At 63.6% G+C, this 15,267-nt stretch carries 12 protein-coding genes; 9 read left to right on the forward strand and 3 right to left on the reverse strand.

Annotation, left to right across the window (positions count from 1 at the left end; all coding sequences use genetic code 11):
- Nucleotides 1-610: 610 nt before the first annotated feature.
- Both KFB96_RS23130 and KFB96_RS23135 read right to left on the reverse strand, forming a co-directional pair.
- Complete coding sequence (locus KFB96_RS23130; protein WP_300970844.1) at nt 611-1,075, reverse strand: helix-turn-helix domain-containing protein; 465 nt, start codon at nt 1,073-1,075, stop codon at nt 611-613.
- Nucleotides 1,075-2,640 (reverse strand): AAA family ATPase, encoded by a 1,566-nt coding sequence (locus tag KFB96_RS23135; RefSeq protein WP_213456405.1) that lies wholly within the window; start codon nt 2,638-2,640, stop codon nt 1,075-1,077. Before KFB96_RS23135 ends, KFB96_RS23130 begins: the two co-directional genes overlap by 1 nt.
- 272 nt (nt 2,641-2,912) lie before the next feature.
- Between KFB96_RS23135 and KFB96_RS23140 the strand changes: the two genes are divergently transcribed.
- The 3 genes from KFB96_RS23140 (at nt 2,913) to KFB96_RS23150 (ending at nt 5,178) form a co-directional block, all read left to right on the forward strand.
- A complete protein-coding gene (locus KFB96_RS23140) occupies nt 2,913-4,061 on the forward strand; it encodes a hypothetical protein (protein ID WP_213456403.1) in 1,149 nt (382 codons plus the stop codon).
- 240 nt (nt 4,062-4,301) lie between these two features.
- Nucleotides 4,302-4,709 carry a nucleotidyltransferase family protein gene (locus tag KFB96_RS23145; protein WP_213456401.1) on the forward strand — a complete coding sequence of 136 codons (408 nt, stop codon included), beginning with the start codon at nt 4,302-4,304 and terminating at the stop codon, nt 4,707-4,709.
- Nucleotides 4,699-5,178: an antitoxin gene (locus KFB96_RS23150; protein WP_213456399.1), complete on the forward strand. Its 480-nt coding sequence runs from the start codon at nt 4,699-4,701 to the stop codon at nt 5,176-5,178. The genes KFB96_RS23145 and KFB96_RS23150 overlap by 11 nt, the downstream gene beginning before the upstream one ends.
- A 47-nt stretch (nt 5,179-5,225) precedes the next feature.
- On the opposite strand, the gene KFB96_RS23155 is transcribed toward KFB96_RS23150, so the two are convergent.
- On the reverse strand, nt 5,226-6,551 hold the full coding sequence (locus KFB96_RS23155; RefSeq protein ID WP_213456397.1) for a nucleoside recognition domain-containing protein: 1,326 nt from the start codon (nt 6,549-6,551) through the stop codon (nt 5,226-5,228).
- Nucleotides 6,552-7,209: 658 nt separating this feature from the next.
- Between KFB96_RS23155 and KFB96_RS23160 the strand changes: the two genes are divergently transcribed.
- The 6 genes from KFB96_RS23160 to oadA all read left to right on the forward strand — a co-directional run bounded on the left by KFB96_RS23160 (nt 7,210) and on the right by oadA (nt 15,211).
- Nucleotides 7,210-9,156, forward strand: coding sequence for a phosphoketolase (locus KFB96_RS23160; protein WP_213456396.1), 1,947 nt, complete (start codon nt 7,210-7,212; stop codon nt 9,154-9,156).
- 78 nt (nt 9,157-9,234) lie between these two features.
- Entirely contained in the window at nt 9,235-10,578 is a 1,344-nt protein-coding gene (locus KFB96_RS23165) for a four-carbon acid sugar kinase family protein (protein ID WP_213456394.1), read from the forward strand.
- 185 nt (nt 10,579-10,763) lie between these two features.
- Nucleotides 10,764-11,033 carry a DUF29 domain-containing protein gene (locus KFB96_RS23170; protein WP_213456392.1) on the forward strand — a complete coding sequence of 90 codons (270 nt, stop codon included), beginning with the start codon at nt 10,764-10,766 and terminating at the stop codon, nt 11,031-11,033.
- 369 nt (nt 11,034-11,402) lie between these two features.
- Complete coding sequence (locus KFB96_RS23175) at nt 11,403-12,821, forward strand: acetyl-CoA carboxylase biotin carboxylase subunit (protein ID WP_213456390.1); 1,419 nt, start codon at nt 11,403-11,405, stop codon at nt 12,819-12,821.
- 46 nt (nt 12,822-12,867) lie between these two features.
- A complete protein-coding gene (locus KFB96_RS23180; RefSeq protein ID WP_213456388.1) occupies nt 12,868-13,335 on the forward strand; it encodes a Uma2 family endonuclease in 468 nt (155 codons plus the stop codon).
- Between the two features lie 52 nt (nt 13,336-13,387).
- Entirely contained in the window at nt 13,388-15,211 is a 1,824-nt protein-coding gene (gene oadA, locus KFB96_RS23185) for a sodium-extruding oxaloacetate decarboxylase subunit alpha (protein WP_213456386.1), read from the forward strand.
- Nucleotides 15,212-15,267 lie beyond the last annotated feature (56 nt).

The raw sequence follows: 15,267 nt of genomic DNA on the forward strand, positions 1-15,267 counted from the left end.
GCTAATGCTGTGCCTTTTTCGGGGCAAGTGCAAGCCGCGTCCGGACCTGCGGGCGTGCTCGATTTATCAGTATATTCAGATGTTTTCATTCGCTAGCTTGCCGTATCGACGCAGGCATGGAGCATGCCCATCGGATAGCGATATCCGTCCGTCGAATCAAGAGCGAACGGATGTCGTGCAAGCCTTGACAAACCGGTTGTACACATGGGTTCGGAGCGGCTTCTCGCCCTGTCCTTGATCTTGCGAACGATCGAGTGCCGATCGTTCACGAAGCGTCAATCGACTGTTTTTAAATTGTTTTTTTTAGGCGATCAAGATCTGACCGATCTGTTTTCAGTCGAGCAACCGTAAGCCTTCGGACGCGTTGATCAGACTTTCTCCACATCCTTATCCACAGGTTCTGTTGGCATCTTCGAAATGCCTACTGATGCGGATGTGTTGCCGTGCAGTTGCGAGTGCGGGTCGGAGGAGTTGCGGCTAAGTTACGAAAAGCGTGAGCCCCGAGTTGCGTCGGCGCGGCTCGACCGGCTGTGATTCGGGTGGCGGACCGGGGCGAACCTGCAGGCGCCTGCGTCGCGTGCGATCGGCGGACCGATCAAGCCGGGTCGGTTTACGGGCGCGGTGGCTGATGCCCGAGCTGCGCGGAGATACGCTCGGCGGCCTCGACGAGATCGGCGGTCCACTCGAGCCGGCGGCGCTCGATCGGGGCGGAGACCGACAGCCCGGCGCTCACGTTCCCGGTGCTGTCGTACAGCAGGACGCCGATACAGCCGACAGCGAGCTCGGCCTCCTCGTTGTCCAGGGCATACCCTAGCTTGCCGACCGCGGTGACGTGCAGAGGGGCACGGGAGCCTACCAGTTGCTGCACGTGGATCATCCGGTTCGGAGTCGCCTTCTCGACGAACCGGTTCTGGATCAGCGAGGCCAGGATCCGATGCGCGGTCGAGGCATGCAGCCCGGTCTCGGCGGCCAGGATCTTGAGACTCACGGGTTCGGAATAACGGGCGATGGCGTCGAGCAGGGCGGCGGCTCGATCGATGACCTGGATGTGCGGTGCGATGGCGGGTTCGGACATCATCGGCTCAGCTCACAGCTCAGGGTCTCGACCGCGAAGCCGACCACCTGTCGGCGCTCGCGACTGAACTCCACGCCGATCAGATGGATGGGTCGGCCGTCGGCGCGGTACTTGTCCGCGTAGCCGCGGTCCTTGATCTGCTGCAAGGCCCGGCCCTCGGGCTCCAATTCGACGACCTTGAACTCGAACAGATAGATCTGCTCGTTGAAGCGCAGGGCCAGATCCAGCCGGCCGGCGTGACTGCTTTCCTCCGGGGTCAGATCCAATCCGAGTGCGGCGAAATAGGCGTAGAAGACGCTCGCGTAATAGCCCTCGTAGCGGGCGATCGGGTTGTTGCGATACCAATCGTTGGGGATGCTCGCGAAGAAGGCCGTGAAGAGCCGCTCCAGTCCGGTAAAGTCATTGGCCAGCAGCAGGCGATGGAGTGATTTGCGGTGTTGGACCTCGGTCTGGTCGGGCGGTGTCCATGCGGTCAGCAAGGCGCCGTTGAGGCTTTGGTAGACCTCGCGATTGGGGTAGCGCAGTTGATAGAAATAGGTGCCGCTGATCTCCTCCTCGCGCTCGATGGTGAGATAACCGCTCTGGAAGAGCAGCGCCTCGGTCGCGATGTGGTCGACCTCGAAGGCGCAGAGCAGTGTGGCGTCGGTCTCCAGGTGGCCGAGCCGGGGGAGCCAGGTCTCGCGCTCGGTGAGCAGGTCGACGAGAAAGGTCGGGGTGCCGGTCTCGAACCACCAGGGGCGGAACTGGCGCTTTTGAAACAGCAGCAAAAGATCGAAGGGATTGTAGACGGCCTCGCCGGTCCAGTTATAGCCGTTGTACCAGAGCCGGATCCGCTCGCGATCCAATCCCTCGAGCTCCGGGGCGAAGACACGGTCCAGGTCCGCCTCGGTATAGCCGCAGATGGCCGAATAGGCGCGATCCAACGTGATGTCGTTCAGATTATTGAGCCCCGAGAAGAGGCTGACCTTGCTGAATTTGCTGACCCCGGTCAGCAAGGCGAAGCGGATGTGGGCGTCGGCGTCCTTGATCACGGAGTAGAGGTTGCGCAGCCCGTCGCGAAGCTCGCGGGCGACCTCCGGGTGCCCGAGATTGTCGAGAATGGGTGTGTCGTATTCGTCGACCAAGACGACAACGCGTTGGCCCCTCGTTGTATGCGCGGCTTCGAGTAACTCGGCGAAACAGCCGACGATGTCGGTCTCGTCCGAACAGCTCAGATCCAGAGCCCGGCGGTTCTTCTGCAGAAGTGCCAAGATACGCCGATCAAGCTCCCTGCGCGTCCGGATCACCCCGCCGCCGAAGCTTATTCGGATGACCGGATAGCGCGTCGCCCAATCCCAGTGCTCATGAATGTGAAGGCCGCGAAACAAGGGCTCGGTGCCCGCGAACAGCTCGCCCAGCGTGTCGAGAAAGAGAGATTTGCCGAAGCGACGCGGGCGCGACAGGAAGTAATATTTGCCCTCGCCGATCAGACGCCGAGCAAAGTCGGTCTTGTCGACATAGTAGTGGTCACCGTCGCGGATCTCGCGAAAGGTCTGGATACCGATGGGCAGGATCTTCCGGGTCATGGCATGGGTCTGAACGGCGAATGAGCATCCCGGGATTGTAGACCCTGCGGCGCACGCGACGAACCGACACGCCGCTGGTCGTGGCAAAATGCCTTTACCCATATTCCCGAGATGTGGGTCAATGAATGGGCCAATTGCTCTGCCCGTGCAGCTTGCCGAGAGGTTGCGAAATGAGCACAGATAGACGATTCTCATCGATCGAATGAAGGAAATTTTTTCACGCGAAGCGCGAGCCGTGCGCGCGCCCTTTCGATGATCCAAGGACGACACCCATGTTGCTCTTCAAACTCCCCGTCAAGCTTATCCTCCTGGTCCTGGCCGCCATCGCCGCAGGCGTGCTTTGGCAACAGGCGCAACTGAGCGTCCTGGCCTTGAGCCGTCTCGATCCCGTCCCCGAGACGCGGGCGATGGTGGCCGAGGAGCGCTACGCCGATGCGGCCGACTATCTCGACTTCTTCATGGCGTACGACTATGTCAACCAGAATCCGGCCGCTCAAGCGCTGCATGCCGAGATCGAATCGGTGCGCGGCAGCCTGAGCTATCAGGCCGGCAAGGTGTCCGAGGGTCTGATCAAGGGCACCAGCGACGAGACTGTCGGCCAAGCGGCGAGTGTCGTGACCGACCTCTTCGTCATCGGGGACATCCGCGATCTTGCCAACCAGGCGACCAACTTCGTTCAGGGCGAGGACGTCGACGAGGTGATCACGGCGCTCGCGTCCATCGGCTTGGTCGCCACGGCCGCACAGCTCGCGAGCGGTGTCGCAACCGTCGGCACCGCCGGGGCCGCGGCCCCGACCGTGGCGGCGAGCACGACGGCGAAGGGCGGCATCATGATCCTCAAGACCGCACGCAAGCTCGGCAAACTCCCGCCCTGGCTCGGCAAGGCCATCATTAAAGGCGCCAAGACGGTCAAGCAGACCAAGAAGCTCGACGCGGTCACCGATCTCTTCAACGATGTCTATCGGCTCGCCAAGACCCGCGGGGGGCTAAACCTGCTGAGCAAGACCACGGACGCGGCATCGCTGCGGCGCATGGCCAAGCTTGCCGACACCTTCGGCGACCAAAGTGCGACCCTCTATCGCATCGGCGGCAACAGCTTCATGCGAACCGCTCAGCGTGCGGGTGATCTGGGAGTCGACAGCATCAAGGTGGCCGCGACCTACGGCAAAGGCGGCCTACAGGTCCTCGACAAGGTCGGTGCGCTGAAGTTTGCGAAGTTCACCGCCCGCGGCAGCAAGATGGCCTACAAAGGCGACGTCATTCACTTGCTTGCGCGTCTGTTCCTCAAAGTTCCCGATTGGGTGTTGTCCCTCCTGATTGCGCTCGGTGCCTTCGTCTGGGCGCCTTGGCGCTGGTTCGGGCGACTGCGAAGGAAGACGGCGAGGCAAAACAGGGTCTCGATCGCTCGGCCCGTGCGATGATCGGGATAAGGATCTGCGATTGCGACGTCGACGGGAGGTCGCGCAGATCCGTTCCGCTCGCGCCGGAGCGAGCCAACCGCATGCTCGCGGGCCGGAGCCGCGGGGTTGCCGGTCGACCGTTCGGCGCGAATGGGCAAGGTCGGTCGATGTATGCACCAGCTGCTAAGCTATCCGTGTCCCGTTGAGACCCGACATGGCTCCACCAGACACATCGCTTACACCGACACTCTCCGAACGCACATGGCACATCCGCAACCGCCATCATCGTCTCGCGGATCACGAGGCAAGACATCGACCGCATGCCCCTTCGACTACAGTCGACTCAAGGCGCGATGGGCCGAGCAGAGGCAGGAGTCCGCGAGTCTGTCCGAACGCCTATTGGATCAGGTCGCACGCGAGGGTGCCGCCATCTTTCGCCGCTATCACGCGACGCGAGTCATCGCGTTCGGCTCATTGGTCGAAGGTCGGGCGCACCCGCGCTCGGACATCGACTTGGTTGTGTTGGGAACGGACCCCGCCGACTACTGGGCGTTGCGCCGCGAGCTGGAAGAGACACTCGGGCGGCCGATCGACCTCCACACCGAGTCCGACGACGCCCGTTTTGTTGACAAAGCCATCGATCGGGGCAGGGTGATCTATGCCGTATAACATCGCACTGCTGCGGGCCGACATCGAAGACGAGCTGGCCAAGCTCGACGAGTTGGCACGGGTCTTCGACACGGTCCGCGTAAAGCTTGATCTGGAGCCGGCCGAGGTCTCCGTCTACGACCGAGGCGCCATCGGTTACTTACTGCACAATTTTTACAGCGGCTGCGAGAACATGTTTCGGCGCATCGCGGCGTTTTTCGAGAACGACATCGGCACGGACACGTGGCATGCCGACCTGCTCCGCCGCATGAAGCTGAACGTCGAGGGCTACCGGCCGGCGGTGATCGATGATGAGCTGTACCGTCTCTTGCAGGATTTTCGCGGCTTTCGTCATGTATTCCGCAACGCCTACTCGTTCGAGCTGGACTGGGAGCGCGAGCGACTGGTGGCCCTGCGCTTCGAGACCACGCTGAGCCTGGTCCGAGAGCAGGTCGCAGCGTTTCTGGATGGGTTGGATGAGTTGGGATAGAGATGCCGGAGTGACATCCATGGTTGTCAGGGGGGCTTCAGCGGCCGTCAGAACCCCGCGAAAAGAAACCAACAGGCAGCGACAGCCGCAATGACCGCAACCAGATCGGCCGTAAGCGCCGCGGCCAGCGTATGGCGAATCCGCCGGATTCGCACGGCGCCGAAATAGACCGCGAGCACGTAGAAGGTGGTTTCGGTCGAGCCCTGTAGGGTCGAGACCAGATAGCCGACATAGCTGTCCGGGCCAATGGCGGGGTCGTTGATGATGGAGGCCATGACACCGTAGGCACCGGAGCCCGACAGCGGGCGGAGCAGGGCCATCGGCAGGGCCTCGGCGGGCAGGCCGACGCGCGAGGTGAAACCGCCGAGCAGGTTGATCAGCACGTCCATTGCACCGCTGGCGCGGAACATGGCAACCGCGACCAGGATGGCGACCAGATAGGGAATGATCCGCAGTGCGACCTGAAAGCCCTCTTGGGCACCCTCGACGAACACCTCGTAGACGCGCACGCCGCGCATCACGCCGAACAGCAGGAATCCCAGCATCAGCGAGGGCACGATCCAGGGCGAGACGCGGTCGCCCCAGAGGATCGCGGCCGGGATGAGCGCGACCACGCCGCCCAGGGCCAGGATCGAGATCCACACCGGGTAGGCGCCGGAGTCGGCCGGTAGGCCAGCGGGGAGATCGGCGGGCTGATCGGTGCTGGCCGGGGTGTTCTCGATCGGAGCCGTCGCCGTGATCGGCCCGCTTGCCTCGGGCGGTCCGAGCGGTGAGAAGCGCTGATAGACGCGGGCCGCGAGAATGGCGGCGATGGTGGCGCACAAGGTCGCGAAGAGGGTCGTCGGCAGGATCCCGGCCGGATCGCTCGACCCCGCGGCGGCACGCAGCGCGATCACGCCGGTCGGCAGCAGGGTCACGCCCGAGGTGTTGATGGCGAGGAAGAGCGCCATCGAGTTGGTCGCGGTGCCGGGCCGCGTATTGAGCTTATCGAGCTCCTGCATCGCGCGGATGCCGAAAGGTGTCGCGGCGTTGCCCAGCCCGAGCGCGTTGGCCGACATGTTCAGGATCATGGCGCCCATCGCCGGATGGTCGGGCGGGACCTCCGGAAAGAGTCGCGTCATCAGCGGGCGGATCAGGCGTGCGATGACGACGAGCATCCCGCCGGCCTCCGCGACCTTCATCAGTCCGAGAAAGAGCGTCATCACCCCGACCAGGCCGATGGCCAACTCCACTGCACCGCTTGCCGCCGCCAGCATCTCGCTCGACAGCACCGCCATGGGCGTCTGTGCGCCCTCGACCACGGGTAGGGTCAGCTCACGCCAAGCCGTGGCGAGAAAGCCGATGAGGACAATGCCGAAGAAGATCCCGTTCATGGAAACCGCGTCATGTGCAACATGTGTTGGTTAGGGGTTGGGGTTGATGTCGTCGCATCCTGCGACCTCCGTCGGTGACGCGGTTTAGATATTTTGAATTCTTTTTTCCGAAAACGCATCGCTCCGAGGTCGTGAGTTGAGCCGCGTCCAAGCCCAGCTCGACGCGCCCTGACTTCTACGAAACGCGTTTCGGATGTTACCTCGTATGGCATCGCTCGTACGTCAGGCCGGCCACCCAAAACATCAGTCGCTCGTGACATCCGCTCTGCGGTGTCACGCATGCCCCGTGGCGCTCTGCGCCACGTGCCACGATGACCGGAGTGACGAGCAAGGCCCCCCGCATGGAGCGACGGGGCTTGCAGTCATCGGCGGAATCGGCGCTTCGTCCAGGCTTCGAAGGAGGGCCGAGTCATCGCAATCCCCAATATTTTGCATTGTGAAATCAAATATCGATAGGGTCATCTCAAGAGTTTTTAGTTTTAGTTATTGATTTAAATATAATATTTTTCGCTCGCGAAAAATATTCCGTATTGTGAAATAGATTACCTATTGCGGAATATCTCCCTCGTTTCTAGTTTGCATCCAACGCCGCGGCGCATCTGTGATCCCGGCCGACGCGACGACCAACCAGAAACGACGAAAAACGAGGAGAGACACCATGACCGCATCTGCGACGACGCTCGCCCCGACGACGACACCCGACTTCTGCAACGGCGTGCTGCACTTCGCCAACCTGCCGTCCGACTTCGAGCGCCTCGGCGCACGCTCGGCGATCCCGGAGGGCGCCCATCGGATCGAGGAGATCGACGACGCTGCGGTCTATCAGACCCGGCTGATGGCCGATGCCCTGCGCTATACAACGCTGCAGCTCTGTGCCTCGAAGGAGTCCGGACATCCGGGCGGCTTCGCCAGCTCCGCCGATGCCTATGCGGCGCTGGTGATGCTGGGTCACACCAACATCCTGACCGAGGTCGGTCACCATGCCCCCGGCTTCTACAGCGCCATGTTCTTGGACGGCTCGCTGGATGCGATGGGCATCAGCGACATGGACAACGCGCGGATGCTGGCCTACTGGCGTGCGCACGACTTCGGGCGGGTGCTCCTGATCGATGCGAAGGATGACGACGATGCCGGGCAGGTGGGCGACTATGTCGACAGCACGCTCTTCGGCGACGCCGCCCGTTCGGCCTTCACCCGCGCGGTGCTCGAAGGCATGCAGGAGGCGGAAACCTCCGCGCTCGGCGGCACCATGACCTGCGTCATCGTCAAGCAGCTCAAGGGCGCGGGTGTGCATGCCACGGGTGCGAAGTCGCACAATCTGTATCCGGGCGACAATGCGACCAAGCCGAGCATCGCCGCTGCGCTGGAGCGCGGCGCGCTGGCACCCGAAGCCTGGGCCTTGGTGCGGACCAACATGCAGCGCGCCGGCGGCGGCCCGGCCGGCGAGACGGCGGTGACCGAGTCCGAGCGGGTGCCGAGCGACATCGGGACCTTGCCGACCCGCGCCTTCGCGGTCGGCGAGAAGGCCGTGCCGGCGAGTGCCATGGCCGAGATGGTGGCCGAGCTGGGTCGGCGCGATCCGCTGTTCGTGGTGACCAACGCCGACGGCAACGAGGCGTCGAACATGAAGGCGATCAACGAGGCCCTGAAGATCCGCCATCCGACCGAGGACGGTCTCTACAACCAGTCCCCGACCGGTCAGGTCTACGAGCCGCTGAGCGAGGACGCCTGCGCCGGATTCGCTGCGGGTCTGGCCCTGTTCGGCGGGCGTTCGCTCTGGCTGTCCTACGAGAGTTTTGCCATCAACGGCTGGCCGATCGTGCAGACCGTGGGTCAGGCGATGGCTGAGCTGCGTCGCAAGACCCCGGCGGTCGTGTCGATGTTCACCGCCGGCGCCTTGGAGCAGGGCCGCAACGGCTGGACCCATCAGCGCCCCGAGATCGAGAACTACATCGGCGGCCAGATGCGCAACGGCAACGTCTATCTGCTGTATCCGGCGGACGCCAATCAGATGCAGGCCGCCTATGGCTGGGCGACCGAGCAGTTCAACAAGTGCATCAGCATCATCGCCTCCAAGTCGGCGCTGCCGGTCTATTCGACCCCGGAGCAGGCGCGCGAGGCGATCGAGCAGGGTGCCGTCTGTTTGGCCGATACCGGACAGGGTCCGGCCGGGACCGTGGTCTTCGCGGTGACCGGGGACATGGTTGCGCTGCCGGTCTTCGCCGCCAAGGAGACCTTGGAGACTGCGGGCTATCGGGTGCGGATCGTGGCGGTGGTGAATCCGCGTCGGCTCTATCGTCCGGGTGACGCAGCCTGGCGCCATTCGGCCGAGCCGGACGACCGCTTCATGTCCGATGCGCACTTCGGGACGCTGTTCGACGGCGATGCACTGATCGGCGTGAGCGGCGGCGGGACGGTTGCCCTGGAACCGGTGCTGCTGCGCAGCCGCGCCGCCGTGCGCGATCTGTTCGGCTGGCAGCGCGGGGAGACAACGGCGAGCCCGGCCGAGATCATGGCCTTCAACGGCATCACCGCCGAGACGCTCGACCGGCGCGCCCGCGACCTGATCACGGCGGTGCGACCCGCACTCGACAGCGCCGCCTGACGGGAAATGCGCAGTAATCGGCGCACGCTACGCGCGTGCGCCAAAAACCCCAACATGCGTCGGGCGGAGATGACCCTCATGACCAACACCCCAAACACCAAGATCATCGTCATCGACGACGACCCGACCGGGTCCCAAACCGTCCACGGCTGTCTGCTGCTGACGCGCTGGGATCCACAGACCCTGATCGAGGCGTTCGACGATGTCTCGCCGCTCTTCTTCGTCCTGAGCAACACCCGCGGTATGGACGCCGCGGAGGCGACGCGGGTGACGCGCGAGATCTGCGTGAACCTGCGTGCGGCGATGGATCGGCTCACGGAGGAGGGGCGGGGGATCCAACCTTTGATCGTCAGCCGCTCCGATTCCACCCTGCGCGGCCATTATCCGGTCGAGACCGATGTGATCGCCGAGGAGCTCGGCCCCTTCGATGCCCACTTCCTGGTACCGGCCTTCTTCGAGGGCGGGCGGATCACGCGCGATGGCGTCCACTACTTGATGGTCGACGGGGTGCCGGTCCCTGTGAACGAGACCGAGTTTGCGCGTGACTCGGTGTTCGGGTTCAGCCACGCCTTTCTGCCCGATTATGTGGAGGAGAAGACCGGCGGGCGCATCGCGGCGCAGGCCGTCGAGCGCTTCACGCTGGAGGATGTGCGCGGCGACTCGGGTCCACGGCTGCGCGACTTGACCGGGAACCTCTGCGGCGTGGTGGACGCCGAGCGTCAGTCGGATCTCGACAGCTTCGCCCGGCAGGTCTTGGCGGCGACGGGCGAGGGCAAGCGCTTCCTGTTTCGCAGTGCGGCGAGCCTGCTCACTGCGCTCGCCGCACTGCCGCCCCAGCCGGTCGCCCCGGCGGCCATGTCGACCTATGTCCGAGACGGGCGGCCGGGCGTGGTGTTGATGGGATCGCATGTCGAGAAGTCGACCCGACAGCTTCGGCATCTGATCGATCACACGGACGTCATCCCGGTCGAGATCGACCTGGATCGCCTGATCGCCGACGAGGATGCCCTGCTGACGGATCTCCTCGGCCGGCTCGAGACCGCGCAACAGGAGGGTCGCGGTGTCGTCCTCTTTACCAGCCGAGGCGAGCGGCAGTTCCCGAGCACGGCGGAGCGGCTCGCCTTCGGCGAGCGGGTCTGCGGTTTTCTGGTCAAGATCGTTCGGAATCTGCCGCAGGAGATCGGCTTCCTGATCAGCAAGGGCGGCATCACCTCCAACGATACCCTCAGTCGCGGTCTGGCACTGCGTACCGCCCGTGTGCTTGGGCAGATCCTTGCCGGCTGCTCGGTGGTGCGCTGTCCGGAGGATCATCCGCGCTATCCGGATCTGCCGGTGGTGATCTTTCCGGGCAATGTGGGCGGGGACGAGGCGCTGGCGGAGGCTTATCGGATCCTCGCCGGCTCTAAACCGCGCCCCGTGTGATCCGCGCGGTTTTCGCAGGGATGCGACCTCACGGCAGCTTTGAAAGCTCTCAGTTGGCGCGGTTTAGAGAATTTTTTCTGCGTATTTGGTGGTTTGACGGTCTGGATGGGGGCGAGCCATACTCGGTGGCGTCACCATGATGATCCGGGGCCAAGCGATGTCCAGACCGCAACCCATTGTGCAGGATGACGCACCTTCTGAGATGGCAGTTTCAGCCCGGGTTGCGTGGCCCGAGTTGGCGGCTCTCGGTCAACAATGCCCGCGCGGCGGCTGCCGAGATCCTCGAAGACAGTCCGAGCCTTCGCCCGGCCCTGCCGGCGCTCATCGGCAAGGCTTACCCGCTTGCCCGTCGCAACGCGCTCGCCGAAACCGGCTTGCCCGAGGCGACATTCCCGAACGATTGTCCCTACTCGATTCACCAGCTGCTGGACGATGGCTTTTGGCCGGGGTCTTAGGTGATTTCCGGGAAAGCATCGACCAACATGTAGGGGGACTTTAGTCGCCCGGTAAGCATTGGCAACACGCACGGCCGGGATGATCATTCCCGGAAATCGCCTTAGCCGGGGTTTCGGTACCTCGCGTCTCGTTGCTGACGGGGAGCGCGATCAAACGATCCATCGTCGTCTGCTGGAGATGCGGTTCGGGTCGGGCCTCGATTCAGCACGCGCGCCACGACATGACAGAAGCCCAAGCCTGCTTGATCCCCTCATAGAATCCCTTGCAGAATCCCTCGTATTCGTTATATTGCTGCGCAGCAGCATAGACGCGAGCCGATCTCGCCCCGTTTCCTTGGCCGCTTTGCCGGCCGCTCCAGAGGCAAACCGATGCTTCGAAAGATCCTGATCGCCAATCGCGGCGAGATCGCGGTGCGTGTGATTCGCGCCTGTGCCGAGATGGGCATTCGCTCGGCGGCCATTTATTCGGACGCCGATCGTCATTCGCTCCATGTGAAGAAGGCCGACGAGGCCTACTGCTTGGGTAGCGACCCGCTGGCCGGCTATCTCAACGTCCACAACATCGTGAATCTTGCCGTCGCCACCGGTTGTGACGCGGTCCATCCCGGCTACGGCTTTCTGTCCGAGAATCCGGAGATTGCGCGCGCCTGCGTTCGACGTGGTCTGACCTTCATCGGTCCGACCGCCGAGGTGATCGCCCGCATGGGCGACAAGACCGAGGCGCGGATGGCGATGCAGAGGGCCGGTGTCCCGGTCACGCCCGGCAGCCCCGGAAATCTCGAAAACCTGGATGCCGCGCTGCGCTGTGCCGAGGAGATCGGCTATCCGGTGATGCTCAAGGCGACCTCGGGCGGCGGTGGGCGCGGGATCCGCCGTTGCGACGATCCCCAAGCACTGCGGCATAACTTCGAGCGCGTCATCTCGGAGGCCACCAAGGCATTCGGGCGCGCCGAGGTCTTTCTCGAGCGCTGTGTCGTCAATCCGCGGCACATCGAGGTGCAGGTCCTAGGCGATCACCACGGCAACTGCGTGCACCTCTTCGAGCGCGACTGCTCCATCCAGCGCCGCAACCAGAAGCTGATCGAGATCGCGCCCTCGCCCCAGCTCGACGAGGCGCAGCGCCAGTATGTGAACGGGCTGGCGGTGCTCGCGGCGCGGGCCGTGGGTTACACCAATGCGGGCACCGTCGAGTTCCTGCTGGACGACGACGGGCGCTTCTACTTCATGGAGATGAACACCCGCATCCAGGTCGAGCACACGATCACCGAGACCATCACGGGCGTGGATCTGGTCGAGGAGCAGATCCGTATCGCGGCAGGTCTGCCGCTGCGCTTCAAGCAGCATGAGATCGGCCGGCGCGGATACGCCATTCAGTTTCGCGTCAACGCCGAAGACCCGAAAAACAACTTCCTGCCCAGCTTCGGGCGTATCTCGCGCTACTACGCCCCCGGCGGTCCGGGCGTGCGCACCGACGGGGCCATCTATACCGGCTATACCGTCCCGCCGCACTATGATTCGATGCTGGCCAAGGTCATCGTCTGGGCGCTCAACTGGGACGACGTGGTCAACCGCGGTCACCGGGCGCTGCGCGACATGGGGCTCTATGGCGTGAAGACCACCATCCCCTTTTATCAAGAGATCCTGCGCCATCCGGATTTTCGCTCCGGACACTTCAATACCGGATTCCTGGAGGCACACCCGGAGCTTCTGAACTACTCGACCAAGCGCCGCCGCGAAGACATCGCCGCCGCCCTCGCCGCCGCCGTCGCGGCGCATGCGGGTCTCTAGTCCGGGCCCGTCCCGAACCTCATCCAAACCCGAGAGCTCCGACATCATGCAATGGTCAGAGATCGTCGCGGATCCCGCGCTCAAGGATTTGCCGTACAAGATCGAGACGAACGAATACGGGCAGATCGTCATGTCGCCGCACAAACGCATCCATGCCATCTGGCAAGGCGAGATCGAATGGCGGTTGCGCCAGTGTCTCCCGAGAGGGCGTGCCGCGCCGGAGTTTGCAATCGACACCCGTCTGGGTACCAAGACACCGGATGTCGTCTGGTATTCGAAGGACAAGGAAGCGGACTTGCTGGCGGATCAACGCCTGGCGCCGGAGATCTGTGTCGAGGTGCTCTCAGGCAGCAATACCGATGGGGAGCTGGCGATCAAGCGCGCGCTGTATTTCGAGGCCGGCGCCCTGGAGGTCTGGCTGTGCGACAACACAGGCGCGCTGCGCTTCCATACACCCGAGGGCGAGCAGGCGCATTCCTTACTCGCGCCGGATTTTCCGCGACGCTTGGCCTGACGGGTCTCCATTGCCCACTCCACTGATTGCCTCGATTGACGAGACCTAGACCATGCCCAAGATCAACATCACCGATGTCATTCTGCGCGATGCCCATCAATCTCTCATCGCCACGCGTATGCGCACCGAGGACATGCTGCCGATCTGTCCGAAGCTGGATGCGATCGGCTATTGGTCGCTGGAATGCTGGGGCGGCGCGACCTTCGACGCCTGCGTACGCTTTCTGAAAGAGGATCCCTGGGAGCGTCTGCGCAAGCTCCGCGAGGCGCTGCCGAACACCCGCTTGCAGATGCTGCTGCGGGGCCAAAACCTCCTCGGCTACCGGCACTACTCGGACGACGTCGTACGCGCCTTCGTCAAGCGCTCGGCCGCGAACGGCATGGATGTCTTCCGCATCTTCGATGCATTGAACGATCTGCGGAATCTCAAGACCGCGATCGAGGCGACCAAGGCCGCCGGCAAGCACGCGCAGGGCACGATCTGTTATACGGTCAGCCCGGTCCACGACGTGCCCGGCTTCGTGCGCATGGGCAAGGATCTGGCCGCGATGGGGTGCGACTCCATCGCCATCAAAGACATGGCCGGTTTGCTGACGCCCTTTGTCGCCGCCGACCTGGTCAAGGCACTGAAGGACAGCGTCGATCTGCCGCTGCATCTGCATTCGCATGCCACTTCGGGCCTGGCGGACATGTGTCATCTCAAGGCGATCGAGAACGGCTGCGACACCATCGATACCGCCATCTCGTCCATGGCCGGCGGAACCTCCCATCCGCCCACCGAGAGCATGGTCGCCGCACTTCGGGGCACCCCGTACGACACCGGCCTGGATCTGGAAGCGATCCAGGAGGTCGGCATGTATTTCTATCAGGTGCGCAAGAAGTATCACCAGTTCGAGAGCGACTACACGGGTGTGGACACCCGGGTGCAGGTCAATCAGGTGCCGGGCGGCATGATCTCCAACCTGGCCAACCAGTTGAAGGAGCAGAGCGCACTGGACCGGATGAGTGCGGTGCTCGCGGAGATCCCGCGCGTGCGCGAGGATCTGGGTTATCCGCCGCTGGTCACGCCGACCTCGCAGATCGTCGGCACCCAGGCGGTGCTGAACGTCCTGACCGAGAAGCGCTACCAGACCATCACCAACGAGGTGAAGCTCTACCTTCAGGGCCGTTACGGGCGCGCGCCGGGAACCGTCAATCCGACCCTGCAGCAGCAGGCGATCGGCAACGAGGAGCTCGTCGAGTGTCGACCTGCGGACCTCCTGAAACCGGAGCTCAAGCGTCTCGTCGATGAGATCGGGACGGTGGCGACCTCGGAGGAGGACACGCTGACCTATGCCATGTTCCCCGAGATCGGTCGGGCCTTTCTCGAGCACCGTGCTGCCGGAACGCTTCATCCCGAGCCGCTCGAGCCGCCGCCGAGTGCCGCCGGTGCGCAAGCCGCGCCGACCGAGTTCAATATCGCCGTGCATGGCGAGACCTACCACGTCAAGGTGACGGGCGCGGGTCACAAGGGACTCGCCGAGCGCCACTTCTATCTCGACATTGACGGTATCCCGGAAGAGGTGCTTGTCGAGACCCTGGACGAGGTCGTCCTGACGGGTGGCGCGGAAGGTGCCGTGAAGAAGGCCATCACGGGCAAACGGCCGAAGCCGACCCAGCCCGGTCATGTGACCACCTCCATGCCGGGCAACATCGTCGATGTCCTGGTCAAGGAGGGCGATACGGTGACAGCCGGTCAGTCGGTCTTGGTCACCGAGGCGATGAAGATGGAGACCGAGATCCAGGCGCCGATCGGCGGAACCGTGACCGGGATCTTCGTCAGCAAGGGCGACGCGGTGAATCCGAACGAGGTTCTGCTGGAGATCAGCGCGGCTTAAACCGCGTCCCCGCTAAGGGTCGTGGATGCACCAAACGTCGAACTCACTCGAAAGTG

The organism is Thiocapsa sp., assembly GCF_018399035.1.
In the GTDB taxonomy this organism is placed as follows: domain Bacteria; phylum Pseudomonadota; class Gammaproteobacteria; order Chromatiales; family Chromatiaceae; genus Thiocapsa.

Bases quoted from the DNA above. Each gene is read 5' to 3' on its own strand.
- KFB96_RS23175 (WP_213456390.1), top strand. From the start codon at position 11,403: ATGCTTCGAAAGATCCTGATCGCCAATCGCGGCGAGATCGCGGTGCGT.
- oadA (WP_213456386.1), top strand. From the start codon at position 13,388: ATGCCCAAGATCAACATCACCGATGTCATTCTGCGCGATGCCCATCAA.
- KFB96_RS23145 (WP_213456401.1), top strand. From the start codon at position 4,302: ATGGCACATCCGCAACCGCCATCATCGTCTCGCGGATCACGAGGCAAG.
- KFB96_RS23140 (WP_213456403.1), top strand. From the start codon at position 2,913: ATGTTGCTCTTCAAACTCCCCGTCAAGCTTATCCTCCTGGTCCTGGCC.
- KFB96_RS23155 (WP_213456397.1), bottom strand. From the start codon at position 6,551: ATGAACGGGATCTTCTTCGGCATTGTCCTCATCGGCTTTCTCGCCACG.
- KFB96_RS23160 (WP_213456396.1), top strand. From the start codon at position 7,210: ATGACCGCATCTGCGACGACGCTCGCCCCGACGACGACACCCGACTTC.
- KFB96_RS23165 (WP_213456394.1), top strand. From the start codon at position 9,235: ATGACCAACACCCCAAACACCAAGATCATCGTCATCGACGACGACCCG.
- KFB96_RS23180 (WP_213456388.1), top strand. From the start codon at position 12,868: ATGCAATGGTCAGAGATCGTCGCGGATCCCGCGCTCAAGGATTTGCCG.
- KFB96_RS23135 (WP_213456405.1), bottom strand. From the start codon at position 2,640: ATGACCCGGAAGATCCTGCCCATCGGTATCCAGACCTTTCGCGAGATC.
- KFB96_RS23150 (WP_213456399.1), top strand. From the start codon at position 4,699: ATGCCGTATAACATCGCACTGCTGCGGGCCGACATCGAAGACGAGCTG.
- KFB96_RS23130 (WP_300970844.1), bottom strand. From the start codon at position 1,075: ATGTCCGAACCCGCCATCGCACCGCACATCCAGGTCATCGATCGAGCC.
- KFB96_RS23170 (WP_213456392.1), top strand. From the start codon at position 10,764: ATGACGCACCTTCTGAGATGGCAGTTTCAGCCCGGGTTGCGTGGCCCG.